Below are 26,918 nucleotides of genomic sequence, written 5' to 3'. Positions count from 1 at the left end.
GATAACGGATTTTACTTTGCATTTTATACAAATGTAAATGGATCGGTATGTAATTCTGAAGCATGAATACGCGCAGTAAACTTTCTCTCATCTACTTTTGCTTGTAATTGTTTTTGCACGCCTTTTTTCATCACTTTCTCCACGTTATGCCCTGGGTCTACAATATTTAACCCTAACATCATCGCATCATGCGCAACATGATAATACATATCTCCTGTTACATATACGTCTGCTCCTTTAAACTTCGCTTGCTTTATATATTTATTTCCATCCCCGCCAAGTACCGCTACTTTCTTCACAGTATCATGTAAGTTCCCAACAACGCGAGCTCCCTTCACTTCAAGGGATTCCTTCACATGCGCTGCAAACTGTTGTAATGTCATTTCTTGTGGTAAATATCCAATTTTCCCAAGCCCTAATGTTTCACCTTTGTTCTCTAGCGGATAAATATCGTATGCAACTTCTTCATACGGATGTGCCCCTAGCATTGCTTTCATGATTTTACGCTGCAAGGAAGCCGGGATAATTGTTTCAATACGAACTTCTTCCACCTGTTCTAAACGCCCTGTCTCTCCGATATACGGATTCGTTCCTTCTTGCGGCAGAAACGTACCAGTCCCCCCACTATTAAACGTACAGTGGCTATAATTGCCGATATGACCTGCTCCTGCGTCACCAATCGCTTGACGTACTGTTTCTGCATGCGAAGAAGGAACAAATACAACTAGCTTTTTCATTTCTTCTGCATAAGTAGGAACAAGCACTTCCGTTTCCTGCAGCCCTAAAGCATCTGCAAGTAAATCATTCACACCACCTTTTGCGATATCCACATTTGTGTGAGCAGCATAAACCGCAATATCATGTTTTATACACATTTCAATAATACGTCCGTATGCTTGCTCTGTATGAATTACTTTTAATGGATTAAAAATCAGCGGGTGATGAGCAATAATTAAATTCGCCCCTTTTTCTATCGCTTCTTGTACAACGCCTTCCGTTACATCAAGAGCGATTAAAACATTCTCTACCGATTTATTTAATGCCCCAATTTGCAATCCAACCTTATCACCTTCGACTGCTAAATGTTTTGGGTACATACTTTCAAATAAAGAAATGATTTCATATCCATTCGGCGTTTTACTCACGATAAAACCTCCTCAATCATACGTATCTTCTCTAACACTTCTGCACGCTTTGCTTTTGTATCTTCTGTCTCTGTCGCAAGTTCTAATTGCTTGAAAATATTTTTAAAGTTTTTTCGCTCGCTCTCCCATTTTTCTACAAACGCTTCATTTTTCTCTTTCATTAAAAATGGTCCCATTAATAAAGCTTCTTCTTTTTTCTCATTGTACGGTGCAAGGGTATTGCCCTGTTCCCCTACTAAAATTTCGTAAATCTTCCCGTCTTCTTTTACAATTTTTTCTTTTATTAATTCCCAGCCATTTTCAATAAACCATTCACGAATATGATGCGCAGCAATATTAGGTTGTAGAATTAAACGAGTTACACCAATAAGCTTCTCTTTTCCATTCTCTAAAATATCACGAATTAACGCACCACCCATACCTGCAATTGTAATTACATCTACTTCACCTGGCGCGATTACTTCTAAGCCATTCCCTTTACGTACGTTCACTTTATCTTGCAATCCGCACTCTGCTACTGTAGCTTGAGCAGAACGGAACGGACCTTCTACAACCTCTCCCGCTACCGCTTGTGTGGCAATATTATGTAAAATCGTATAGCAAGGTAAATAAGCATGATCCGAACCAATATCTGCAACAGTGGAACCTGTTGGAATTTCAAGCACCACTTCTTCTAATCGTTTTGAAAGCTTTACTTCATTCATTTGTTTCAATTACTCCTTCTCTTTTCAGTCTGTCTCCATGATAAAGAATTTATAGTCGTTGTTGCAAGGGAATAAATCATTTCTCTTCCCTTACAAAGCATTTATTTTTCGAAAGCCTTTCTCCCAATTTATCCATATATCAAAAAATAATTGTTTCATGTAGTCCTCACATTGCTTTGTTACGATTATCTTTATCCTATTTTAAAAAGAAGGCAAACAGAAAGCAAACATAATAAAGTGAAACTTCCATCAGTGGGGATTTTTTTATCCCCACCTATCTTCTTAGTTCTCTCTGCCTCTTGAGGTGGGGTCTTACTGCCCGTTAATGCGGGATAATCTCGAGGTGAGAACTTACTACCCACGAATAACGGAACAAAAAAAGACCCTTCGCTTAGGCGCAAAGAGTTATCTATGTAATAAAATATTATTTTTTCTTCGATAACCAATCCGCAACTTTTGATGCTTGATCCGCCGGAATAATACCTGCTGGCATATTTCCTCTTCCTTTTAAAATAACTTCTTGGATTTGATCTTTTGAAAGCTTGCCGCCAACTTTTTGTAAATTAGGACCAACTGCCCCTTGCAACTGATCACCATGACAGCTTGTACAACTTTGTTTTACAATCTCTTCAGGCTTTGCTGCTGTTTGTGTCGTTTTTCCCCCGTGTTTCTTCGCTTCAGCTAGTTCCTTTGATTTATGCATGCCTTGAAATGAAAATACAAACATAATAACAATTCCCAATACAGCAATAAGAGCAAATGGAATTAACGGATTACGCTTCATTTTTTCTTTTTCCCCCTCTATATCCCCTAATAATTTGATGATTCAGTCATTTCTATTGTACTTGAAAACGCTCTACCAGAAAAGACCAAACTATAATAAGTTAAAAATATTCCATATATTCTATCAATTATTCTGCTACAAAATCACGTAAATTTTTGATAAATATCCACTTTTCTCATCATAAACAGTTATATTTTCCACACATTTTTGCTAGGAATACACGAAATTAATCGAAAAATCGAAAAATGACCATTTGCAAATCAAAAGACAATTCTGTAAAATAAATTACAAGAATTGTAATTGCTTTCGATAGCTAAATTTTAACAAAAATTAACAAAAGAAAAAAGTTTACTCCATATTAATGAAGTAAACTTTAAACAAATCTCTATTCTAAGAAATCTTTCAAACGTTTGCTACGGCTTGGGTGTCTTAATTTACGAAGCGCTTTTGCTTCAATTTGACGAATACGCTCTCTCGTAACGCCGAATACTTTTCCAACTTCTTCAAGCGTACGAGTTCGTCCATCGTCTAAGCCGAAACGAAGACGAAGAACATTTTCTTCACGATCTGTTAATGTATCTAATACATCTTCTAATTGCTCTTTTAATAACTCATATGCTGCATGATCTGCAGGAGATGTTGCTTCTTGGTCTTCAATAAAGTCACCTAAATGAGAGTCGTCCTCTTCACCAATTGGCGTTTCAAGAGATACTGGCTCTTGTGCAATTTTTAAGATTTCGCGTACTTTTTCAGGAGCCAGATCCATCTCTTCACCGATTTCTTCAGGAGACGGCTCACGACCTAAATCTTGTAATAACTGACGTTGAACACGAATTAATTTATTGATTGTTTCAACCATATGAACTGGTATACGAATTGTTCTTGCTTGGTCCGCAATTGCACGTGTAATCGCTTGGCGAATCCACCATGTTGCATACGTACTAAATTTATACCCTTTGCGGTAATCAAATTTTTCAACTGCTTTAATTAGACCCATATTCCCTTCTTGAATTAAGTCTAAGAAAAGCATACCGCGGCCAACATAACGTTTTGCAATACTTACAACAAGACGTAAGTTTGCTTCTGCAAGGCGACGCTTCGCTTCTTCATCGCCTTCTTCAATACGTTTTGCAAGGGCAATTTCTTCTTCAGCAGATAGTAAGTCAACACGACCAATTTCTTTTAAGTACATGCGCACAGGGTCATTAATTTTTACACCTGGCGGTACACTTAAATCATTTAAGTCAAACTCTTCTTCTGTTTTGGCTAATTGATGCGTGTTTGGATCTTCATCGCTGTCGCCAACTAAATCAATTCCTTGTTCACCTAAATATTCATAATATTCATCCATTTGTTCGGATTCAATATCAAATCCGCTCATGCGTTCTGCGATCTCTTCATATGTAAGAACGCCACGTTTTTTTCCGAGCTCTGTGAGTTGCTCTTTCACTTGCTCAAGTGTTATATCAGTTTCAATTTGTTTAGAACGAGCTGGTTTATCAGCCATTTGTTCCCCTCCTTACGCGAGATACAAACAATGATTATAATAAGTTTTTATACAAAAAGCTATTTTCTTGCTTTTCGCTTTTGTAAATACTCTTGGAAAAAACGCGCTGCTGCCAAATGGTCTTCTTTTTCCATTTGCTTGAGCGTAAAAATATTTTCCATTTTCTTTATTTTTTGCTTATGCCGACGTAAAGCATCTACGTTACCTTGAAGCAATTCTTCTGAGTATTCGGGATTAATCATTTCATCTGTTGAAATATTGGTTACAATATTTTTTAACTTTTCATCAGAAAGCCAACTTAAAAAGTTTCCGACTGACGGTTCATTTCCCTTTTCATAATATGCGTATAGCTCATATAAAATCCCTTTATGTTCTTCCGTATGAAAATCTTCTATATGAGGCTCGATACGAAAAGCGATATCTACACTTTGCAACATATGATAAATAAGCTCTCTTTCAGCTCTTTCAAAACCAGAAAATTTCGGCTTCGCATGAACAATTTGAGAAGGCTGCGAAATTGGCTTTGTCTGTTTTTGCTGTACCTTTTGTTCTTTGCGATATTGGTGCAATTGCCCAAGTAGTGTTTCCATTGAGTAAGCAAATTCCTGTGACAATGCCTTCAAATACGATTCTGCCTGCATTGCATCTTGCAATGACGCTAACTCTTTTAAAACACTTTTCACATAAGCTTCTTTTCCAGATTCATCTTGCAAATTTTTCCCTAAACGAAGATAATTTATTTTAAATCCAACAAAACTTATACTTGCATGTACAAGTTTCTGAAACTGTGTTGTCCCGTATCGCTGTACATATTCGTCAGGGTCTAATTTATCTGGCATAGAGACAACTTTCACTTCACAACCGGTTTGCAATAACAATTGTCCTGCTTTCATTGTTGCTTCTTGTCCTGCTTTATCACCATCATAGCAAAGAACAACAGTTTCAACATTACGCCGCAGAAGCTTCGCCTGTTCCTCAGTTAAAGCAGTGCCCATTGTTGCAACAGATTCTTCAATTCCACTTTTCACAGCTGCTAAAACATCCGCATATCCTTCAAAGAGAAGAACTTGCCCTCGTTTTCGAATAAATGGCCTTGCTTGATGAAAATTATATAGTAGCTTGCTTTTATGAAAAATAGGCGTTTCTGGGCTATTCAAATACTTAGGAGTATCATCTCCTAATGCCCGTCCACTAAAAGCAGCTACTTTTCCTTGCAGTGTATGAATTGGAAACATAACTCGTCCACGAAAACGATCATGATAACTGCCATCCTTCTCACTGCGAACAAGTAAACCAGCTTGTTCCATAACAGCTGGTGAGAATCCTCGCTTTTGCAAGATTTTCGCCGCTGCATCCCAAGCAGGAGTGGCATACCCAATTTCAAATTTTGCAATCATTTCTTTCGTAATACCTCGCTCTAGCAAATACGAAAGCGATTGTTTCCCATCTTCTGTATTTACTAAAAGATGATGGTAATACTTTTTCAAAAGCTCATGAGCTTCCAACATAATCATACTATCATCAGATATGTTTTGTTTTTGCTCTAAGTCTGATGTAAAGTTAGCAACAGGAATTCCATTTCGCTCACCTAATTTTTGTACAGCTTCCACAAAAGACAGTCCGTCTATTTTCATTAAAAAGGAAAAAACATTTCCCCCTTCTCCGCATCCGAAGCAATGAAAAATTTGCTTATCAGCAGAAACAGAAAACGACGGTGAGTTCTCGCCATGAAAAGGACAAAGCCCAAAATAATTTCGACCTTGTTTTTTAAGCTGCACATATTCCCCAATCACTTCAACAATATCAGACGATGTACGAATTTGTTCTACAACTTCCTCGGGAATTCTGTTCCCCATAACTCCATCTCCGTGTCGTATTTTGTATTCGATACAAACTAAAGAATTCCTTTATAATTCGACAATATTTTTTCTAAACTAGACAAAAAACATTATCGATCACACTTAGAAAATGATTTTGGCCCTTTTGTAAAGGTTCCTTGTCTACGTAACTTCGCAGATACATATCGATTATATAAAATTGTATCCATATGCTCATCGGTCACAATTGTGCCGCGCGGAGATAATACGTATACTCCTTTTTTGACGAGAAGACCAGCAAGTCCCATATCTTGTGTGATAACGAGATTTCCTGCTTTTGCACCTTGATAGATGTAAAAATCCACCTCGTCTTGTGCAGAATCTACATATACCCAATTTCCTTCTTGGCTTCTTGACTAATGGGCGTAGGATGCGATAGATAAACCAAATTTCTTCCTTCACTGGACATGCATCTGCATCAACAAAAATTTTAGTGATGTTTTGCATATTTCTCTATTCTACATCCCTTCTGTGAATCCTTCCATAATGTGTGTTTTCTTGTTCAGATTTTTGTCGATTTTACGTAAAAGTATTCCCTTCACAAATCCTATCCCTAGTTTATTCTGAAAAATTAAAGTCTAAACGTAAAATGAATGTTTTTATCACAATTTTTTATTATAATATATTTTTCTAAACTTAGCTACATGTCAATTAATTTTTCATAATTGAGTGAAAAAAGCACATTCACCTTTGGTAAATGTGCTAAAACTTCTGTCGGTTTTGCACTGCATTCACAATAATATTTGCTGTTTCTTCAATCGCTTTATTCGATACATCAATAACAGGACAACCGATTTTATTCACTACACGTTCAAAGTGTTCAATCTCTTCTTTAATACGATTAATGTTGGCGTAACTTGCTCCATCACTTAATCCAAGAGATTTTAAACGTTCCTTGCGAATATGATTTAATTTATCGGGCGTTATTTTTAAACCAAAGCATTTTTCTTTCGGCACGCGATATAATTCTTCCGGCGGATCCACTTCGGGTACGAGAGGAACATTGGCAACTTTTAATCGCTTGTTATGTGCAAGATATTGAGAAAGTGGTGTTTTTGATGTACGAGACACTCCAATTAATACGATATCAGCTTTTAAAAGACCACGCGCATCTCTACCATCGTCATATTTCACAGCAAATTCAATCGCTTCAATCTTTTTGAAATACTCTTCATCCAACTTTCGTACAACCCCTGGCTCATACCTTGGGATTTGCCCTGTTACTTCTTCAATTTGATCGATAAGAGGACCGATAATATCATAAGCCTCTACACCTTCTTGTGCCGCTTCTTCCCGTAAATATTTTCGCATATCAGGCTTCACTAACGTAAAACAAATAAGAGCATCATTACTTTTGGCGATAGAAATAACTTCTTTTAATGTCCCTGTATCTTCTACATACGGTACACGTCTAATATCCGGAGCAAATGGAAATTGTCCCATCGCCGCTCGAACAACTAAATCAGCTGTTTCTCCAACCGAATCAGATACGACATATACGATTTTACTATTCATTGCATTACCTCACTTTAAACGAATTGCACTTACTCATGATTCACTAAATCAACGAATGCACGCGTAATATTAGTTTTTGTGATGCGACCGACAACTTCTAATCCTTGTTTCGTGTCCTTCACAACCGGAACGGCATCAATCTGCTTTTCTATTAAACCCATTGCAACATCATACAAGCTATCCTCCTTACGACACATCGTAACATTCGGCATTCTTGTCATAATAATATTTACCGGTAATGATGTTAAATCCTGCTTTCCTAGACTTGCTCTTAACAAATCTTTTCGAGAAACAACACCGACTAACAATGTATTTTGGTCAACGATAAATAAAGTACCGACATCTTCTAAAAACATTGCACAGATTGCATCATATACAGAAACGTTTTTATCAATCACAGCCGGCCTAGATTGATAATCTTGTACAATAATTTTTTTAACTGCCTCAGAAAGCAATTGTCCACCTGTTTTCCCGGTATAAAAGTATCCAACACGCGGACGTGCTTCTAAATAACCCGCCATTGTTAAAATAGCCAAATCTGGCCTAAGCGTTGCTCTCGTTAAATTTAATTGCTCAGCAATCGCTTCTCCTGTAATTGGACCGTTATCTTTTACAATCTGGATGATATGTTCTTGGCGCTTATTCAGTTCTATGATAATCACCACCTTCATTACAAAACGAAAAGAGTTATACTATCTCTTAAATATTATATACTAAATATATCATTCGAAAAAGAAAGTATGTAAAAAAGACCTCATTTGGTCCACTATATTTGAAATTTATCAAGCTGGTCTAAAAAGCGTCTTGATTTTAAATATATCCCACAATACTCATCATAGTACATATTCAATACTGTGCGCATTTGTTTTTTTGTGTCTTCTTTAACAGATACATTTCCAAGACGCGCTAAATCAAAATGATAAAATAACCGCAACAGCTTGTGAACAGCTTCTCCAATTGCAATACGATACGAATCTTGCTCAGCGTGATGTTTACAAAGAAAGCCGCCTTCCCTAACAGAGAAGGCGACAAAATCTGTTGACTGGTGACAAATCGCACATGTATCAAAGTATGGATTAAGCCCGAAAACTGGCAACATTTTCGTTTGATAGATTAGTGCTAAAACTTCCGGGTCAACCCCTTCACTCATATAATGCAACGTTTGATATAACATTTCAAATAAATACGGATTATGTTTTTTCTCTTCTGTGGCTTTATCAGTCAATTCAACAATAAATGACGCATAAGCAGTTAAAAATAAATCTTCACGGATTTCTCGCATAGAAGAAATAATTTCACCTTGCTGTAATGTCCCTAAACCAGAACCCATTTGAATAAGAAAATGGCCGTGAGTTAATAATTGAGAAATGGATGCCAGTCTACTTTTAGGTTTTTTAGCTCCTCTGGCCATTGCGCTAACTTTTCCTAATTCGCGGGAAAATATAGTTACAATTTTGTTTGTTTCTCCATAATCAATCGTTCGAATGACAATTCCCTCAATTTTTTGAAACATGTTCGTCACCATCCAGGGTTCGAACAAAATGGGTTAGGAAATTGGAGAATCTAGCTCTACTAATATTTCATCATGCTGATGCATTTCATCCTCTACACTTTTTTCCATTTCTTTCAAGAGCAGATACGTTTCAATGCTTCCTGTTTTCGAGAAAAATTTCCAGGTAAAATCTAACATAAGAATCCACCTTTCTTAGTAAGCGTGCATGTGATCCAATTTCTTTCTTTGTTATTAAAATGACCCATTTTGTTCATTTTCATGTGAGAAAATTTTTTCTAAAATATACAGTTTTTATCCACTATTTGCGGGCAGTAAAAGCTCGATTGGTTCAACTAACCATTCGTGAAGAAAAACATCTCACGAATGGAAGTTTCACTTTATAGATATTCGTCTTCACGGAAGCCAAGGTCACGTAACTGTGACATTTTGTTACGCCAATCTTTCTGCACTTTTACCCACAGCTCTAAAAATACTCTTGAACCAAGAAGCGACTCAATATCAATGCGTGCTCTTTTTCCAATTTCTTTTAACATCTTTCCTTGTTTCCCAATCACAATTCCTTTTTGTGATGAACGTTCTACAATGACTGTTGCATTAACATAAATTGCCCCGCCTTCACGCTTTTGAATTGCATCAATAACAACCGCAACGGAATGCGGCACTTCTTCACGTGTTAAATGCAATACTTTTTCACGAATAAGTTCTGCAATTATAAAGCGCTCCGGATGGTCTGTCACTTGATTCTCCGGATAATACTGCGGGCCTTCTGGTAAATATTTTTTAATCGCACCAATTAACGCATCCACATTATTTCCTTCTAATGCTGAAATGGGCACAATTTCAGCAAAATCATATAACGTACGGTATTTATCAATAAGTCCAAGCAGCTCCTCTGGATGAACTTGATCAATTTTATTAATTACTAAAAATACTGGTCGCTTCGTTTCTTGCAATTTTTCAATGATAAACTCTTCACCACGTCCAAAGCCTTCCTCTGCATTGACCATAAACAAAACAATGTCTACTTCTTTTATTGTTGTTTGAGCCATTTTAACCATAAAATCGCCAAGCTTATGCTTTGGTTTATGTATACCTGGTGTATCAATAAATATGACTTGCGCATCATTTTCTGTGTACACACCTTGAATTTTATTACGTGTTGTTTGTGGTTTATCACTCATAATCGCAATTTTTTGACCGATAATTCGGTTTAAAAATGTTGATTTCCCAACGTTTGGTCTCCCAATAATAGAGACAAAACCTGATTTAAAACCTTCTCTATTCATGTAAATCCTCCGCTAAAAATGCTCCTGGTAACAATTCTCCTACTGTTGTTTCTTGTATGTCACCTTTTAAATTTGTCAAATACACTTTTGTATTTGACTCACACAATTCTACCATAACTTGACGACACGCTCCACAAGGAGGTACTGGACGTTTTGTATCCGCTACAACTGCAATTGCAGTAAATTCTGTACTTCCTTCCGAAATCGCTTTAAATAGCGCTGTTCTTTCCGCGCAGTTACACAAACCATATGATGCATTCTCAACATTACAACCACGATATACTTTCCCGTCCGTCGTTAATAAGGCAGCACCTACTTGAAATTTAGAATACGGTACATATGCTTGTTTACGCGCTTCGATTGCTTCCTGAATTAATTCTTTGCTGTTCACAGTTTCTCTTCCTTTCCATTTACAATATGAAAAGATAAAAATCTTTGGAATGCAACTATATCATATACGGTCCAAAGATAATAGCACCAATTACAACGGCAATAATCGAGAAAAATAACACCGCGCCTGCTGCTGCGTCTTTTGCTATTTTAGCAAGTGGTTTCACCTCAGTCGTTACTAAATCAACCGTTTTCTCCACCGCTGTATTAACGATTTCTAGTGCAAATACACCCCCAATTGTCAAAAGTAAAATAAGCCATTCTATTTTCGTAATATGAAAATAAAAACCAAGACCACTAACAATGAACGTTGCTAAACAATGAATTTGTACATTTCGTTCATGGAGAAGACAAAAGAAAATTCCAGCAAATGCATAGCGAAAACTGTTTATAAGTTTTCCTTTTTTCATCTACCCAATCCAAAAGCATCGAGAATTTCTTTTTGTCTTCCAAACATAACCTTTTCTTCTTCTTCTGTCATATGATCATAACCAAGTAAATGCAAAAAGCCATGCACCGCTAAAAAACCAAGCTCACGCTCAAAAGAATGGCCATATTCTTCAGCCTGCTCTTTCGTTCTCGGAATAGAAATAATAATATCGCCTAACATGCGGGGCATTTCCACACCGACAATTTCCATTTCTCCTTCGCCCATATCTTCCATCGCAAAAGAGATTACGTCTGTTGGCTGATCTTTATCACGATATTCACGGTTAATTTCTTGAATGCGCTCATTATTTACAAATGTAATTGAAAGTTCCGCTCCGTCTTCTACAGATTCTGTCTCTGCTGCTTTTTCAACTAACTGTTGAATCATGTCAACATACTCTTCTTTTACTTCTTCCGTTTCATCAAAAAAGTCAATTATTAACCCCATTTACTTCACCTTTTCTTCTGATAATTTCGGATACTTAATCCGAGAATGGAAAATTCCATTTAATGTTTCACATAATGTTTTCTCCACAATTTGCAGTTCTTTAAATGTTAAATTACATTCACTGAATTGTCCATCTTGTAGACGGTCTTTAATAATACTATGAACAAGATTATCAATTTGCTCCGGTGTTGGTGCATTCATAGAACGCACTGCCGCTTCTACACTGTCAGCAACACCGACAATTGCCGATTCTTTTGATGTTGCTTTTGGACCTGGATAACGAAACATCTCTTCTGTGTACTTCTCTTTATCCTCTTGTATTGCTTTATAGTAGAAATACTTTAACAAAGTAGTTCCATGATGCTGCGCCGTGATATCAATAATCTCTTGTGGAATATGATGTTCCTCTAACATTTTTATTCCATTTGTAACATGGGAAATTATAATATCTCTGCTTGTTTCAGGGTCCAATCGATCATGGGGATTTGAGATTCCCATTTGATTTTCAATAAAGAAATGCGGCTGCACTGTTTTTCCGATATCATGATAATATGCTCCTACACGTGCTAGCACACCATTCGCCCCAACAGCTTCACATGCCGCTTCTGATAAATTTGCGACCATGACACTATGATGATACGTTCCTGGTGCTTCTAATAAAATTTTGCGAAGCAATGGGTGATTTGGACTTGCTAATTCCACCAACTTCATACTAGAAACAAGACCAAGGCCACTTTCTAAATATGGCAAAATCCCCATTGCTAAAACCGATGAAATAATCCCAGATGCTGCTGCCATTAATAAATGTGTTCCAATCTCAATCGGTGAAAAGTTTCCATTGCGCAGTAGCAATAAAGCTGCTAATACAACCACATTTAAAATAGATACAAGTATCCCAGTTTGCAGCAACATTGTACGACGATTTTTTTCCCGCAAGAAAACGCTAACAGAAAGCGAGCTAAGCAATACATAAATCCCAACTGAATAATTAAGTGTACTCGTTACCTCTTCATTAAATAAAATACTACCGCACACTGAAAAAATCACACTTGTTATAAAAACAAATCGATCACCAATCATCAGCTTCACTAATATAGTTCCCATTGCAACCGGAGCAATATAAGCAATACCGGCATATTCTAACTTTTGAAACAAACTAATAATTTTCATTAAAACAACTGTAATCGCGACAATTGTTGTATATGCTAAAATATATGGCTTGTCCTCTCTTTTCGGCTTTAAAAACGCCTCAAATTGCTGATGCATAAAAAATAGAAGAACACCAATAAAAATAGCTAGTCCCAAAAATGGTTGAAATGAATTACTTTGATCTAGTAATCCTACTAACTTCAACTGTTCATACACTTCTCTTGTAATTGTGTCGCCTTCTTTCACAAGAATTTGACCTTGTAAAATATAGACAGGATCCACTTGATCCATCGCCATTTGCTTCCGTTCCTTCGTAGCAGACGAATCGTAAAAATAGTTTGGTACGATCGCATACTGACCAAGTGCGGTAATTGCTTGTTTCAATTCGTTACTAACAGATACGTTTTTTAACTCGTTAGTAATACGATCTTTAAACTGATCCACTTCATTCATTTTAATTTGATAACTCATTAAATTATTGACAGCTGTGACGGTTGATTCCCTCGCCACAAGAAGCTGATCTTCTGTCGCATTTAAAAATTGCAATAACACTTGATCAGACAAACTTTTCGTTAAATCCGTTGGCAATTTCTTTTTTAACTTATCCAATCGCTCTGTAGTCGACAAGGTTTTTTGCGCATTTGGTGCCAAAGCATTTGCCTCTGAATCCACTTCTTTAATTGCATCAAAGACCGAATTCACAACATCAATCCGGTTTTGTTTATATTCACTTCGATACGTATACTGATCCTCGACCTTTTGAGCCGCTTCTCTCTTCTTCTTTTCTGTCGTTACTTTATCTTCAATTTTAACAGGAGAATGGATTGTCTTTTTTGAAATAGATAACATTTTGACATCTAATTGTTCCGGTTTTACATTATTCATCAGCGCAAAAAATAGCACCGCTCCTACTAAAACATAAGAAATCCAGCTCAGTTTTTTCGAATGTTGTGTATTGCGAAACCACTTAGCAACTTCTTGAAACCTTGACATAATTACAATACCTTCTCCTCTCCTGATATAAAGTGAAACTTCCATTCGGGCTCTTATAGTCGGTTGGCTTTCTCTTCTTCGCTCTGCTACTACCGACTGTTTGAGCGGGATAAAAAGAAATGATCCTTACAAGCAGGATCATTCCATTTTATCATATGCTTCAATAATGCGCTGTACAAGCGGATGACGAACAACATCCGATTGCTCAAGTTTAATAAACGAAAGTCCAGGTACACGGTCTAATACATTCGCTGCAATAGAAAGACCAGATTTCACACCTTTCGGTAAATCAATCTGGGATGGATCTCCCGTTATAACCATTTTCGAATCAAATCCAAGACGCGTTAGAAACATTTTAATTTGCGCTCCTGTTGTATTTTGTGCTTCATCTAGAATAACAAACGCATCATCGAGTGTTCGTCCTCTCATGTATGCTAACGGGGCAATTTCAATGATACCGCGTTCTATCATTCTTTGTGTATGTTCTTGCCCAAGCACATCATGAAGAGCATCATAAAGAGGGCGTAAATACGGATCCACTTTTTCTTTCAAATCCCCAGGTAAAAAACCTAAACTTTCTCCAGCTTCAACAGCAGGTCTTGTTAAAATAATTTTTTTCACATAACCATTTTTTAATGCACGAACAGCCATTACTACAGCTAAGTATGTTTTGCCAGTACCTGCTGGTCCCATTCCAAAAACAATATCATTCTTCTTAATGGCATAAATATATTGCCTTTGTCCTATCGTTTTCACACGGATGGACTTACCTTTTGCTGTTTTAAAGATTTCTTCTTCATATAACTCTTCAAAATGAGCCAATTTCCCTTGACGGCCAAGTTGAATCGCGTAGATTACATCACGCTCAGAAATCGATACACCCTTGCGAATAACAACTAGAAGCTGTTGTAATATACCTTCAACAAGAGCTAACGCTTCTTCTGTTCCAGATACACGAACAGATTCCCCTCTCGTAACAATCGATACCTCAAGTTCGTTCTCAATTACTTTTAAATGCGCATCATTTACTCCAAACAAAGCAATTGCTTCATTATGGTTTTCCAATTGTTGATTCATCTCTACTAATTGTTCAGCCATTAATTACTCAATCTCCTTGAATATCGGATTCAGATATCGGTTGAGCCTCTGCAATATTTTCAATCACTGTATAATGCAACAATAATTTTAAATTTCCATTCTCAACCTGTTTATACAAAACTTTCTTCCCTATAATCATAGCACGTTCATCCAGTTTTTTCTTTAATTCTTTTTGTCCCATTTCCTCCGCTACCGCAATTGCCTGCTTTTCTGTATATTCACGGTTTGCTTCCTCCTCTTCACGTACAATCGCTTTTTCATAAGCAATCGGCAGTGTAAAACCGAGCAACTTAACATCATGTCTTACTGTCTCCGTTTTAGACCGCTTATACTTATCATGCTGAAATCCCCATATTTTTATTTTTGCGTTTCCGAAAGTAAGATAATGTTCTCTATATGAATTCCCTGTATAGACTTGAAATGTCGTTTTCAAAGGTACCTCCACTTCAGACTTGTACCAAGTTTCACCAAATACAACCCCTTTAGCAGAAACAATTGTCGGGCTATCTTCTTTCCCATACACCCCCGATACAAGAAGTTGTCCCTTTTGCACATAATCATTTTTCATAACTGCTGGCTTTCCAATCTCCACAAACATCTTCGTAATAACCGCTTCTTTTTTTGCAACTAAATGTTGCGGCACCTGTTCGTTTTCTTTTTTCGGTTCATTTTTTTCGACTATTTTAAAGCGATATGTCGTTCCTTTCACTTCCAAACCAATCCATGTAATAGCATTAATATTATCAGTCAAATAACGCTGTACAGTCTCTACACTCGGCATTTGAAATTGCAGCTTCCCTTTCTTAATACCCATTTTGTCCAATTCTTTCATCATAATATATTCCGTCTCTGGCGTTGCCCCTGTTATTTCTATTTTCCATACCATGTTTGATAAAACGATAACACTTAAGAAAAAAATGAAAAAACCCACCAAAAAACCACTATTTCGAAGTAAGCGTTTATTCCAAAATGGCAGCCCATAACGTCCAATGAAATACAGTTTACATTCATTTTTACGGTAAATCGAACGTAATCGTTTCACATCACGAAGCGGCATGCAAAATACAAGTGTATCATCTGCAACTTTCTTCACATTCCAAACAGGAATATCACGCCGTACACATTCATTAATAAATCGTTCTACTCCTCTTCCTTCAATCCGCACCTTCACATACCCAATCCATCTTGTAAACCACTGATTTTTCATAGCTCGCCCCCATCAGCTTTCTGAAAAAGGCGCAGTCCCCCATAAAGACCTGCACCTTTCCTATCACTTTGTCCCGCTCAAACAGTCGGTAGTAGTAAAACTAAGAGGCGAATACTAATCGACTGTTTGAGTCCGATTTCTTCAACTAACCATTCGTGAGAAAGAGCACCTCACGAATGGAAGTTTCACTTTATCTATCTTTCTTTTCTCCTTCTAAAAACAAGACTTGCTCAATAGTCCCTTCAAGTAAAAGCTCTTCTGGAAGAATCGTTTTAATAACAAAAGAGTCCCCTTTTATTAATAATTGTCCTTGCTTTAACAAAAGCCGCACCTCTTTATCACTAAATACTAATAATCCACGATGATTTTCTATATAAATATGTACCTGCCCGACAAGGGTAATTCTCGGCAGATCCATGAATACATCTGCAGGTAGGTCTATCTGCTTAGTGATCCAATTTTTCATTTGCTGCAACTTTCTCATCGAAGACCCCCCTCTCATCCCATATGTATGAAAAAAAAGCTTGTAATATCACGTCCAAATTGAAAAAAAACATAAAAAAGCGTCTCATTATAAATGAGACGCTTTTTTATGCTAATAGTTGTGAAACAAGCCTATTCACTTGTGAGCCATCTGCTTTACCTTTTACTTTCGGCATAACAGCACTCATCACTTTGCCCATATCAGCTTTAGAAGCTGCACCAACTTCAGAAATAGCTTGCTGAATGACAGCAGCCAATTCTTCTTCTGTTAATTGCTCTGGCAAATATGTTTCTAAAATCTGAATTTCGCTTTTCAGTTTATCAACAAGGTCCTCACGACCCGCTTTTTCAAATTCAAGGAGGGAGTCTTTATACTGTTTTACTTCACGAGTTAAAACTGTTAATTCCTCATCTTCTAGAAGAGAGTGCTGCAGTTTTATTTCTTCATTTTGTAAAGCAGCCTTAACCATACGAATAACGGTTAATTTTTCTTTTTCTTTATTCTTCATCGCTTGTTTCATATCATCGTTTAAACGACCGAGAAGACTCATAAATTACACCCTCTCTTAGAATTTACGCTTTCTTGCCGCTTCAGATTTCTTCTTACGTTTTACGCTTGGCTTTTCATAGAACTCGCGTTTTCTTGCTTCAGCAAGAGTCCCAGCTTTAGAAGTTGATCTTTTAAAACGGCGAAGTGCATCCTCCAAAGACTCGTTTTTACGAACGACTGTTTTTGACATTCTCTTTCCCTCCCTCCGAAACATCCACTTACATCCTAAATTCAGCATGCAAAAAAGAAACACTTTCTCAGCATGTCTTTTACGATTATAATACATTTTATACTTTTAGGTCAACTATCTGATAAAAGAAAAGCAGAGCAATCGCGCTTCTTTTTTCACGATACGTTCAATTTCGATATAAAATTCTATATCAATGCGATATTATTCTATCCAAATGTTCGTTTCTATTTTTTCATCATCTGGGTACAATATCCTAGACCCTCGTGTTCTAAACGAGCCGCCTCCGCTTTTATCTTATCCAGCTGCAGCGGCTAGAACAATCGGCCGTTTCACTCTCTCCTCCGAGGCAAAAATCGCCTCTACGTCAAGAGTTCCAACGTCCTCGTGTTCTAAACGAGCCGCCTCCGCTTTTAAATTAGTAATCAGTTGTTGCTGTTTTTCCGCTTACTAGCGCTACACCAGAGCTTGTACCGATACGCGTTGCACCTGCTTCTACCATTGCGTCCATGCCTTTTTCGTCACGAACACCGCCTGATGCTTTTACACCGATATCTGATCCCACTGTTTTTCTCATTAATGCAACGTCTTCTACTGTTGCACCGCCTGTTGAAAATCCTGTTGATGTTTTTACAAAATCAACGCCTGCTTTTACAGATAATTCACAAGCACGAACTTTTTCTTCTTCTGTTAATAGACATGTTTCAATAATTACTTTTACAAGTGCTTTTCCTTTTGCAGCTTCTACAACAGCGCGAACATCACGCTCTACTAACTCGTCGTTTTTATCTTTTAACGCACCGATGTTAATCACCATGTCAACTTCTGTTGCGCCTTTTGCGATTGCATCTTTTGTTTCAAATGCTTTCGTTTCTGGTGTGTTTGCTCCAAGAGGAAAACCAATTACCGTACAAACTTTTACGTCTGTCCCTTTTAAAATTTCTGCTGCTGTTTCAATCCATGTTGGATTTACACATACAGAAGCAAAATCATGTTGTTTTGCCTCTTCGCATAGAGTAACGATTGCTTCTTTTTTTGCATCTGGTTTTAATAACGTATGATCAATTAATTTTGCGTAGTTCATTTAAAAATTGCCCCTTTCTCAACTTATACTCAGTGATTTTGTTACTTGTTAGTTGTCTGACAACCTTAATCTTCAGCATTATATCATAAAGTATAGCGTTTTCATATTTTAACTTCTCCATCAAATAAAAAAGCATGCAAACAAAACTGTTTGCATGCTTTTCTCTTCTCTTACGCGCTTGCTGATTCTTTTGGAGATACATCTTCTAGCACACGAACAAATTGTGCTTCATTATAAGGGTAACCGGCTTTCGTGATTTTCACCTTAATCAATTTACCGATTAATTCTTCAGATCCTTCAAAGACAACTTTTAAGTAATTATCTGTATAACCTACATATAATCCTTCACGATCAGCTTCTTTAAATGGTTCTTCTGGAATAATTTCAAGAACTTCACCTTCAAACTGAGATGCATATTCTTTCGCTAATTGATCAGATAATGCAATCAAGTGGTGTACACGCTCGTTCTTGATTTCTTCTGGCACTTGATCGTCCATGCGTGCTGCTGGTGTTCCTGTACGTTTTGAATACGGGAATACATGGAGTTCAGAAAAACGATTATTTTTAATGAAATTGAACGTTTCCATAAACTCCTCTTCTGTTTCACCAGGGAAACCAACGATAACATCAGATGTAATTGCTAGTCCTGGCAACGCTTCTTTCAAGCGGTCTAAACGCTCTTGGAAAAACTCCATCGTATATTTACGACGCATACGCTTTAATACTGTATTAGATCCAGATTGAAGCGGAATGTGTAAATGACGTACAACAACTTTAGAGTCGCGCAGTACTTCAATCACTTCATCAGTAATTTGACTTGCCTCAATAGAAGAAATACGAAGACGTTTTAAACCTGTTACTTGCGCTTCCATATCGCGAAGTAAACCCGCCAAATTATAATCTTTCATATCTTCACCGTATCCACCTGTATGAATACCTGTTAAGACGATTTCTTTATAACCAGCATCTACTAATTGCTGTGCTTGACGAATAACTTCTTTCCCATCACGAGAACGCATTAAACCACGAGCCCATGGAATGATACAGAACGTACAGAAGTTGTTACATCCTTCTTGAATTTTCAAAGATGCACGCGTACGATCTGTAAAATACGGTACGTCTAATTCTTCATATACACGTGTTTTCATAATGTTACGTACAGCATTAATTGGCTGACGTTCATTGCGATATTCTTCAATATAACCAAGCATTTTCTCACGGTCTTGCGTTCCGACAACAATATCCACACCTGGAATTGCCATAATTTCTGCCGGAGATGTTTGTGCATAACATCCCGTTACACAAATTACCGCATCAGGATTTTGACGAACGGCACGACGAATTACTTGACGACTTTTTTTATCCCCTGTATTCGTTACTGTACATGTATTAATCACATACACATCAGCTGTTTTCTCAAATTCAGTTCGCTCATAACCACCTTGTTTAAACAGTTGCCAAATCGCTTCTGTCTCGTAGTGGTTTACTTTACAACCTAACGTATGAAACGCAACAGTTGCCATATATATTCACCCCATTAATTCAAAATGATAAGACACGGCACTTAGCGCATATAAAGGCGCCGTTTCTGTCCGCAATATTCTTGGTCCTAAACTGCAAGGTACAAAAGCATGTTCAGAAAGAGAAGACACTTCCCCTTCTGTTAAACCACCTTCTGGCCCAAATACAATGAGTACCTTTTGCCCTGGCTCTAACTTTGTTAAAGCTTTAGCAAAATTTGATCTTTCACCTTGCTTTGCTTCTTCTTCATATGCAACAAGGCAACTATCATAGTCTTTGCTCATTGTGATGAGCTCTTTAAAAGAAACAGGTGCATGCACAGTCGGAACCTCACTGCGATGAGACTGCTCGGCTGCCTCTTTTGCAATTTTATTAAAACGCTCTACTTTTTTGCCTGCTTTTTTCGCATCCCACTTTACAATAGATCGAGATGCTTGAAACGGTAAAAAGGCGGCTGCTCCAAGCTCAGTTCCTTTTTGTAAAATCAACTCAAGCTTATCTCCTTTAGGCAGTCCGCTAGCAATTGTCACAAACACAGGTAGTTCACTTGACATCTCTATCCATTCTACAATAGTCGCATTTATAAATTCATTGGTAATTTCAGCAATTGTACAAATTGCTGTTTTCCCATTTGTGCAACAATAAATGTGATCACCAGACGTCATACGCATCACTCTTCCGATGTGATGCACATCATCTCCTACAATACGAATTGTCGTTTCATTTATGTTTTGTTCTTCTACAAAATAACGCTGCATCATATCACCTTAGTAAAGTTTAGCTCTTTTCGTAAACGAATGCTTACGAAAAGAGCCAAACAGTATGATTTGGACTAAACAAACGGTAAGTCCCTCACTACTTTCAGCGAGAGACTTTCCGCTTACATTCTCCCGTACAAACGGGCAATAAACACTTGAACAAGGAAAGCTCTATCTTACCCTTTACGCGCAATAATTGCTACCCAATCTTCCATCGTTAACACTTCTTCTACTGTAAAACCGGCATTTACCAACGCTTCTGTTACAATTTTTTCTTTCGCAGCAATAATACCAGATGTAATGAATAATCCACCTTGCTTAACAACTTTTGCTGCATCTTCTGGGAATAATAAAATAATTTCCGCTAGTAAATTTGCGACAATTAAATCAACAGGTCCTTCAATGCCTTCTAGTAAACTGTTTTGTCCAACAGTTACAACATTTTCTGTATGATTTAGTCGAACGTTCATTTCAGCACTTTCTACTGCAACTGGATCTAAATCGTATGCTTGAATAGAAGCAGCACCTAATTTAGCAGCGGCAATACTTAACACGCCAGATCCTGTTCCAACGTCAATAACAGTGTCACCAGGTTGTACTGTTTTTTCTAAAGCACGAATACACATCGTTGTTGTTGGATGCGTTCCTGTACCAAATGCCATTCCTGGATCTAACTCGATAATTTTTTCTTCTGGTGAGGAAGGTGTATATTCTTCCCATGTTGGCACAATTGTAAATGTATCAGAAATTTTCACTGGATGATAATATTTTTTCCAAGCAGTAGCCCAATCCTCTTCATCTACCTCATTAACAGATACAGTTGCTGCTCCAATCTCGATTCCGTAAGAAGGCAACTGATCAATGGATGATTTTACATTTGTAATTGTTTCTTGCAAAGCATCATTCTTTGGAAAATACGCTTTTACAAGTACACCTTCCGTTGGATATTCAGCTGGATTTAACGCATAAATCTCACCAAATTGTTGTTCACGCTCTTTTGTTAATTCAGCAGGATCTTCAATCGCAACACCGCTTGCACCTGCTTCGTGTAAAATATGCGAGATTGCTTCTACTGCTTCCTCTGTTGTATGAATACTAATTTCTGACCATTTCACAATTTACCAACTCCATTTTTCATTTCCATTATTCCCCTTTAAAAGCTCGCTTAAGCTTTTTAAATAGGCTATCATCGTGGTCTTCTTGACCTGTAAATTCTCTCAACAATTCTTTTTGGTGTGATGTTAATTTTGTTGGTGTAACAACACGAACAACAACATATTGATCACCTTGCCCATATCCGCGTACATTTGGAGCGCCTTTTCCTTTTAAACGGAATTCTGTTCCTGTTTGTGTTCCTGCTGGAATTTTTAATTTTACTTTTCCATGCACAGTCGGAACTTCCACTTCATCTCCAAGTGCTGCTTGTGCAAATGTTAATGGCATTTCACAAATAATATCATCACCTTCGCGATGGAAGAATTCATGCTCTCTTACACGAACTACTACATATAAATCCCCTGCTGGTCCACCGTTTGCACCAGCTTCCCCTTTACCAGACACGCGAATTTGTTGACCATTATCAATACCTGCTGGAATTTTAACGTTAATTTTTTTATGTTTACGTATTTTTCCAGAGCCATGGCATGTTGTACATTTTTCTTTAATTATTTGACCTGTTCCAGAGCATTGTCTACAAGCTTGACGATTCACAATACGACCAAATGGTGTGTTTTGCTCCACGCTAACTTGCCCTGTTCCAGAACAATGTTTACATGTTTCTTTCGAAGTTCCCGGTTTTGCTCCGCTACCACTACATGTATTACAAGGATCTTCAGTTGGAATTTCAATATCCATTTCCTTACCAGAAATTGCTTCTTCAAAATTTAAAGAAACTTGATATTGAAGATCTGCACCTTGACGCGGCGCATTTGGATCACGGCGTCTACCGCCTCCACCACCAAAGAATGAACTAAAGATGTCTTCAAAACCGAAACCACCACCGAAGTCGCCACCGCCAAAACCACCGAAGCCTTGATTTGGATCAGCATGACCAAATTGATCGTACTGCGCACGTTTTGAATCATCACTTAATACTTCGTATGCTTCTTGTACTTCTTTAAATTTTTCAATTGCATTTTCTTCTGTACTTACATCTGGATGATACTTTTTCGCCAAACGACGGTATGCTTTTTTAATCTCATCTTTTGAAGCGCCCTTGCTAACGCCAAGCACCTCATAGTAATCTCGTTTACTCATAAGTTTGTAACCCCCGAATCCTTTCACATAAACGTAATTTTAACATCGAAAGAAAGTGCTTTGCAACACTGTTTCCTCACTTACAGTATGCAAAAAGAAAAACATTGGACTCTCACACAAAAGACTTCGTGTACACCCTGTCATTTCTCCACTCGTGAAAAAAGCCAAAGCCAAGGCACGCTTGACTTTGACTTTTTGTCATCTTACTTATTTTATTACTTATCTTCTTTTACTTCTTCAAACTCAGCATCGACTACATTGTCATTTTTTGCGCCTGCATTGCCTTGTGCGCCTTCTGCTTGCTGTGATCCTGCAGCGGCTTGAGCTTGCTCATATAATTTTACAGTTAATTGTTGTACGATTTCTTGAAGTGCATCTTTTTTCGTACGGATTTCATCAAGATCGTTTTTCTCGATTGCCGCTTGTAATGCCTCTTTTGCTTCTGTTGCTTTCGCTACTTCAGCTGCATCTACTTTGCCTTCTAAATCTTTTACAACTTTATCTGTTTGGAATACAAGTTGATCTGCTTCATTGCGAAGTTCAACTTCTTCTTTACGTTTTTGGTCAGCATCAGCATTTGTTTCTGCTTCTTTTACCATACGATCTACTTCTTCATCAGAAAGGCCTGAAGAAGATTGGATTGTAATTACTTGTTCTTTACTTGTTCCTAAATCTTTTGCACGTACGTTTACGATACCGTTCGCATCAATATCGAATGTTACTTCGATTTGCGGGATGCCGCGTGGAGCTGGCGGGATATCTGTTAGTTGGAAACGACCTAACGTTTTGTTATCCGCTGCCATTGGACGCTCACCTTGTAGTACGTGAATGTCTACTGCTGGCTGGTTATCAGCAGCTGTTGAGAACACTTGTGACTTACTTGTTGGGATTGTTGTGTTACGCTCGATTAATTTTGTAAACACGCCGCCCATTGTTTCGATACCTAAAGAAAGCGGAGTTACGTCTAATAATAGAACGCCTTTTACATCACCAGTAAGTACACCACCCTGTACTGCAGCACCTAACGCTACAACTTCATCAGGGTTTACACCTTTATATGGTTCTTTACCAGTTTCACGTTTAATCGCTTCTTGTACAGCTGGGATACGAGTAGAACCACCAACAAGAATTACTTTATCTAATTCGCTTGGAGAAAGACCAGCGTCTTTTAATGCACGACGAGTTGGTTCTAATGTTCTTTCAACAAGGTTCGCTGAAAGTTCTTCGAATTTTGCTCTTGTTAATGTTAATTCTAAATGTAATGGACCTGCAGCTCCAGCGCTAATGAATGGTAATGAAATTTGCGTTTGTGTTACACCAGAAAGATCTTTCTTCGCTTTTTCAGCTGCATCTTTCAAACGTTGAAGTGCCATTTTATCTTGGCTTAAATCAATGTTATTTTCTTTTTTGAATTCAGCTACTAAATGATCAATGATAACTTGGTCAAAGTCATCACCACCAAGACGGTTGTCACCAGCAGTTGAAATAACTTCGAATGTTCCATCTGCTAATTCAAGGATAGATACGTCGAATGTACCGCCACCTAAGTCATATACTAAGATTTTTTGTTCTTCGTCTTGTTTTTCTAAACCGTAAGCAAGCGCTGCTGCTGTTGGTTCGTTAATAATACGTTCTACTTCTAAACCAGCAATGCGGCCTGCATCTTTTGTTGCTTGACGCTCTGCATCGTTGAAGTATGCTGGTACAGTAATAACAGCTTTTGTTACCGGCTCACCTAAATATGCTTCAGCAGAAGCTTTTAAGTTTTGTAAAATAATCGCAGAAAGTTCTTGAGGTGTATATTCTTTACCTTCTACTTCTACTTTGTAATCTGTACCCATATGACGTTTAATAGAGATAATTGTATTTGGGTTCGTAATTGCTTGACGCTTCGCTACTTCCCCAACTTGACGCTCTTCATTTTTGAAAGCTACAACAGAAGGAGTTGTACGGTTACCTTCTGGATTTGGAATAACCTTTGGTTCCCCGCCTTCCATAACAGCTACACAAGAGTTTGTTGTACCTAAGTCAATACCGATGATTTTACTCATGACGAAACCTCCTATATTTATGTAATTATTGATTTACTTTTACCATTGATGGTCGAATCACGCGATCTTTCAGCTTGTAGCCTTTTTGGAATTCTTCCACAACCGCGTTCGATTCAAATTCACTATCTTCTACTTGCATAACAGCTTGATGTTCATGCGGATCAAACTGCTTTCCAACAGCTTCAATCGCTTCAACACCTTCTTTTGTCAGCGCTTCTAGCAATTGACGATATACCATTTCCATCCCTTGTAATAAGGATTTCATCTGCTCATCATTTGCTTCCACCTGCATTGCTCTCTCAAAGTTATCAAGAGCCGGTAAAATATCTGATACAAGGCTTTGTGATCTATACTTTTCAGCCGCTTGCTTATCTAATTGAACGCGGCGCTTATAGTTTTCGAAATCAGCTTGTAGACGAAGCATGCGACCTTCCGTTTCCGTCAATTTCGCTTGTAATTCATCTACTCTTGCTTGTAAAAGAGCAGCTTCACTTTTTTCTTCTACTACAGTTTCTTCGCTATTTTCTGATGCTACAGCTTCTTCTGTTTGTGCTTCTTTTACTTCTTCTACCACTTGTTCATTACGCTCTTCCACAACTTTCACCTCCTTAAAAAGGCAAGATTAACACAATACTGCGTTAACCCAGTTACCTCATTTCTTTTATCCAACTCCTCACCAGTAGCGGGGATACCCCGCCACAAGTGGAAGTTTTTTATTTATTTCGGTTTATACAAACCGTTCAATCCATTTGTAAATTGTTTTGTAAACAATTGCAACAAACTAATGACACGAGAGTATTGCATTCTCGTCGGTCCTAAAATTGCGATTGTCCCAAGCTGCTCATCCCCAATTGAGTATGTCGCAGAAATTAAGCTACAATCTTCCATAGCAGCAGAAGAATTTTCACGCCCAATTTTCACTTGAATACCAATCTGTTTACTCTTTAAAATATCATATAACACATCTTCGTTTTCAATCATAGTGAATAATGATCGAACCTTCTGAATGTCATGAAATTCTGGCTGGGCAAGCATATTTGCTTTTCCACCAAAATATATTTTTTCGGATAACGGAAATTGGAATGTACCGTCTAACATTTTCATGACACTATCATAATTATGAACGTACTGGCGCAAAACCATTACAATTTCTTTAAAGATTTTATTATGCAGTTCCGACATCGGTACACCTGATAATTTGTCATTTAAAATGTTAACCATCTTTTCTAAATCTAATAAATCAATAGATTCCGGAACAGTGATGGTCTTACTTTGTACATGTCCTGTATCAGTTACAATAATCGCGACCGCTGTTTTGTGATCAAGCGGAAGAATTTGTACATTTTTCAGCTTATTCGCACTCACTTTTGGCCCAAGAACAATTGCCGTATAATTCGTGAGTTCTGATAAAATTTGCGCAGATTGCTGCGCAAGCTTTTCCGCTTCAAAAACTCTTTCAGCAAACAAGTCTTTGATTTGTACAATATCTTCACTTGGCAAATGCTGCGGCGAAAGAAGATGGTCTACATAAAAGCGATATCCTTTTTCAGAAGGAACGCGCCCAGAAGAACTATGTGTTTTTTCAATAAACCCGAGTTCCTCTAAATCAGCCATTTCATTTCGAATTGTCGCTGAACTAAATGTAATTTCTTCTTTCTTAGACAATGTTCTTGATCCGACAGGTTGTGCAGATCCGATAAAGTCGTCAATTATTGTTTGTAAAATTAAGAGCTGACGTTCCGTAAGCATTTCATCATCACCTCTGTTAGCACTCTTACGTTTCGAGTGCTAAATCTATTACTAACTTACCAAAATTGATATTGAATTGTCAACGGAAACGTGATGAGATAAAGCGAAACTTTTAGCAGCAGTTTTTTCCGCTGCTAATTAGTTGAGCCAATCGGGCTCTTACAGACGGTTTTACTTCTCGATTTACCTCTATGTACCATCTGTTTGAGCGGGATACAGTGAAACTTTTAGCAG

27 protein-coding genes and 1 pseudogene are annotated in these 26,918 nt (G+C 37.6%); all 28 read right to left on the bottom strand.

From position 1 onward, the window contains the following. Positions 1–23: 23 nt before the first annotated feature. The 28 genes and pseudogenes from LRP84_RS09635 to hrcA all read right to left on the bottom strand — a co-directional run bounded on the left by LRP84_RS09635 (position 24) and on the right by hrcA (position 26,684). Positions 24–1,145, bottom strand: coding sequence for a Nif3-like dinuclear metal center hexameric protein (locus LRP84_RS09635; protein ID WP_230574880.1), 1,122 nt, complete (start codon positions 1,143–1,145; stop codon positions 24–26). Beyond that, complete coding sequence (locus tag LRP84_RS09630; protein WP_230574879.1) at positions 1,142–1,849, bottom strand: tRNA (adenine(22)-N(1))-methyltransferase; 708 nt, start codon at positions 1,847–1,849, stop codon at positions 1,142–1,144. The genes LRP84_RS09635 and LRP84_RS09630 overlap by 4 nt, the downstream gene beginning before the upstream one ends. Positions 1,850–2,273: 424 nt before the next feature. Next, complete coding sequence (gene cccA / locus LRP84_RS09625) at positions 2,274–2,633, bottom strand: cytochrome c550 (RefSeq protein WP_230574878.1); 360 nt, start codon at positions 2,631–2,633, stop codon at positions 2,274–2,276. A 385-nt stretch (positions 2,634–3,018) separates the two neighbouring features. After that, positions 3,019–4,140 carry an RNA polymerase sigma factor RpoD gene (gene rpoD / locus LRP84_RS09620; protein WP_230574877.1) on the bottom strand — a complete coding sequence of 374 codons (1,122 nt, stop codon included), beginning with the start codon at positions 4,138–4,140 and terminating at the stop codon, positions 3,019–3,021. Positions 4,141–4,199: 59 nt separating this feature from the next. Then, positions 4,200–5,996: a DNA primase gene (dnaG, locus tag LRP84_RS09615; RefSeq protein ID WP_230574876.1), complete on the bottom strand. Its 1,797-nt coding sequence runs from the start codon at positions 5,994–5,996 to the stop codon at positions 4,200–4,202. A gap of 92 nt (positions 5,997–6,088) precedes the next feature. Further along, a pseudogene (locus LRP84_RS09610) lies at positions 6,089–6,464 on the bottom strand (YaiI/YqxD family protein). A gap of 255 nt (positions 6,465–6,719) precedes the next feature. Beyond that, positions 6,720–7,532, bottom strand: coding sequence for a pyruvate, water dikinase regulatory protein (locus LRP84_RS09605; RefSeq protein ID WP_230574875.1), 813 nt, complete (start codon positions 7,530–7,532; stop codon positions 6,720–6,722). A 29-nt stretch (positions 7,533–7,561) separates the two neighbouring features. Beyond that, positions 7,562–8,194, bottom strand: a complete 633-nt coding sequence (gene ccpN, locus LRP84_RS09600; RefSeq protein ID WP_230574874.1) for a transcriptional regulator CcpN — start codon at positions 8,192–8,194, stop codon at positions 7,562–7,564. Between the two features lie 104 nt (positions 8,195–8,298). Continuing rightward, positions 8,299–9,045: a DNA repair protein RecO gene (recO, locus tag LRP84_RS09595; RefSeq protein WP_230574873.1), complete on the bottom strand. Its 747-nt coding sequence runs from the start codon at positions 9,043–9,045 to the stop codon at positions 8,299–8,301. Positions 9,046–9,078: 33 nt separating this feature from the next. Then, on the bottom strand, positions 9,079–9,222 hold the full coding sequence (locus LRP84_RS09590) for a YqzL family protein (RefSeq protein WP_230574872.1): 144 nt from the start codon (positions 9,220–9,222) through the stop codon (positions 9,079–9,081). 200 nt (positions 9,223–9,422) lie between these two features. Continuing rightward, the gene (gene era, locus LRP84_RS09585) at positions 9,423–10,331 is read right to left on the bottom strand and encodes a GTPase Era (RefSeq protein WP_230574871.1); all 909 of its coding nucleotides are present in this window, start codon (positions 10,329–10,331) and stop codon (positions 9,423–9,425) included. Then, positions 10,324–10,722: a cytidine deaminase gene (locus LRP84_RS09580; protein WP_098307828.1), complete on the bottom strand. Its 399-nt coding sequence runs from the start codon at positions 10,720–10,722 to the stop codon at positions 10,324–10,326. The genes era and LRP84_RS09580 overlap by 8 nt, the downstream gene beginning before the upstream one ends. A 55-nt stretch (positions 10,723–10,777) precedes the next feature. Continuing rightward, complete coding sequence (locus tag LRP84_RS09575) at positions 10,778–11,131, bottom strand: diacylglycerol kinase family protein (RefSeq protein ID WP_230574870.1); 354 nt, start codon at positions 11,129–11,131, stop codon at positions 10,778–10,780. Continuing rightward, on the bottom strand, positions 11,128–11,598 hold the full coding sequence (ybeY, locus tag LRP84_RS09570) for an rRNA maturation RNase YbeY (RefSeq protein ID WP_230574869.1): 471 nt from the start codon (positions 11,596–11,598) through the stop codon (positions 11,128–11,130). The genes LRP84_RS09575 and ybeY overlap by 4 nt, the downstream gene beginning before the upstream one ends. Further along, a complete protein-coding gene (locus tag LRP84_RS09565) occupies positions 11,599–13,740 on the bottom strand; it encodes an HD family phosphohydrolase (protein ID WP_230574868.1) in 2,142 nt (713 codons plus the stop codon). 138 nt (positions 13,741–13,878) lie between these two features. Next, complete coding sequence (locus LRP84_RS09560) at positions 13,879–14,838, bottom strand: PhoH family protein (protein ID WP_230574867.1); 960 nt, start codon at positions 14,836–14,838, stop codon at positions 13,879–13,881. Positions 14,839–14,845: 7 nt separating this feature from the next. Beyond that, positions 14,846–16,045 (bottom strand): sporulation protein YqfD, encoded by a 1,200-nt coding sequence (yqfD, locus tag LRP84_RS09555; protein WP_230574866.1) that lies wholly within the window; start codon positions 16,043–16,045, stop codon positions 14,846–14,848. A 190-nt stretch (positions 16,046–16,235) separates the two neighbouring features. After that, the gene (gene yqfC, locus LRP84_RS09550; protein WP_098307840.1) at positions 16,236–16,529 is read right to left on the bottom strand and encodes a sporulation protein YqfC; all 294 of its coding nucleotides are present in this window, start codon (positions 16,527–16,529) and stop codon (positions 16,236–16,238) included. Between the two features lie 106 nt (positions 16,530–16,635). Next, positions 16,636–17,079 carry a GatB/YqeY domain-containing protein gene (locus LRP84_RS09545; RefSeq protein WP_230574865.1) on the bottom strand — a complete coding sequence of 148 codons (444 nt, stop codon included), beginning with the start codon at positions 17,077–17,079 and terminating at the stop codon, positions 16,636–16,638. A 15-nt stretch (positions 17,080–17,094) separates the two neighbouring features. Further along, positions 17,095–17,268 carry a 30S ribosomal protein S21 gene (rpsU, locus tag LRP84_RS09540; RefSeq protein WP_020062243.1) on the bottom strand — a complete coding sequence of 58 codons (174 nt, stop codon included), beginning with the start codon at positions 17,266–17,268 and terminating at the stop codon, positions 17,095–17,097. Between the two features lie 415 nt (positions 17,269–17,683). Beyond that, complete coding sequence (gene deoC, locus LRP84_RS09535) at positions 17,684–18,349, bottom strand: deoxyribose-phosphate aldolase (protein WP_230574864.1); 666 nt, start codon at positions 18,347–18,349, stop codon at positions 17,684–17,686. Positions 18,350–18,519: 170 nt separating this feature from the next. After that, on the bottom strand, positions 18,520–19,872 hold the full coding sequence (gene mtaB, locus LRP84_RS09530; protein ID WP_230574863.1) for a tRNA (N(6)-L-threonylcarbamoyladenosine(37)-C(2))-methylthiotransferase MtaB: 1,353 nt from the start codon (positions 19,870–19,872) through the stop codon (positions 18,520–18,522). A gap of 6 nt (positions 19,873–19,878) precedes the next feature. After that, the gene (locus LRP84_RS09525; protein ID WP_230574862.1) at positions 19,879–20,628 is read right to left on the bottom strand and encodes a 16S rRNA (uracil(1498)-N(3))-methyltransferase; all 750 of its coding nucleotides are present in this window, start codon (positions 20,626–20,628) and stop codon (positions 19,879–19,881) included. Between the two features lie 176 nt (positions 20,629–20,804). Further along, positions 20,805–21,743 (bottom strand): 50S ribosomal protein L11 methyltransferase, encoded by a 939-nt coding sequence (prmA, locus tag LRP84_RS09520; RefSeq protein ID WP_230574861.1) that lies wholly within the window; start codon positions 21,741–21,743, stop codon positions 20,805–20,807. Positions 21,744–21,771: 28 nt separating this feature from the next. Beyond that, positions 21,772–22,884 carry a molecular chaperone DnaJ gene (gene dnaJ / locus LRP84_RS09515; protein ID WP_230574860.1) on the bottom strand — a complete coding sequence of 371 codons (1,113 nt, stop codon included), beginning with the start codon at positions 22,882–22,884 and terminating at the stop codon, positions 21,772–21,774. 215 nt (positions 22,885–23,099) lie between these two features. Beyond that, a complete protein-coding gene (gene dnaK, locus LRP84_RS09510) occupies positions 23,100–24,935 on the bottom strand; it encodes a chaperone protein DnaK (RefSeq protein WP_230574859.1) in 1,836 nt (611 codons plus the stop codon). A 25-nt stretch (positions 24,936–24,960) separates the two neighbouring features. Further along, positions 24,961–25,530 carry a nucleotide exchange factor GrpE gene (gene grpE / locus LRP84_RS09505; protein ID WP_230574858.1) on the bottom strand — a complete coding sequence of 190 codons (570 nt, stop codon included), beginning with the start codon at positions 25,528–25,530 and terminating at the stop codon, positions 24,961–24,963. Between the two features lie 122 nt (positions 25,531–25,652). Further along, on the bottom strand, positions 25,653–26,684 hold the full coding sequence (gene hrcA, locus LRP84_RS09500) for a heat-inducible transcriptional repressor HrcA (RefSeq protein ID WP_230574857.1): 1,032 nt from the start codon (positions 26,682–26,684) through the stop codon (positions 25,653–25,655). Between the last annotated feature and the right edge of the window lie 234 nt (positions 26,685–26,918).

It is taken from the genome of Bacillus rhizoplanae (assembly GCF_917563915.1).
Classification (GTDB): domain Bacteria; phylum Bacillota; class Bacilli; order Bacillales; family Bacillaceae_G; genus Bacillus_A; species Bacillus_A rhizoplanae.
The sequence above is the reverse complement of the archived record's forward strand: the minus strand, read 5'-3'. Positions and strand labels throughout refer to the sequence as shown.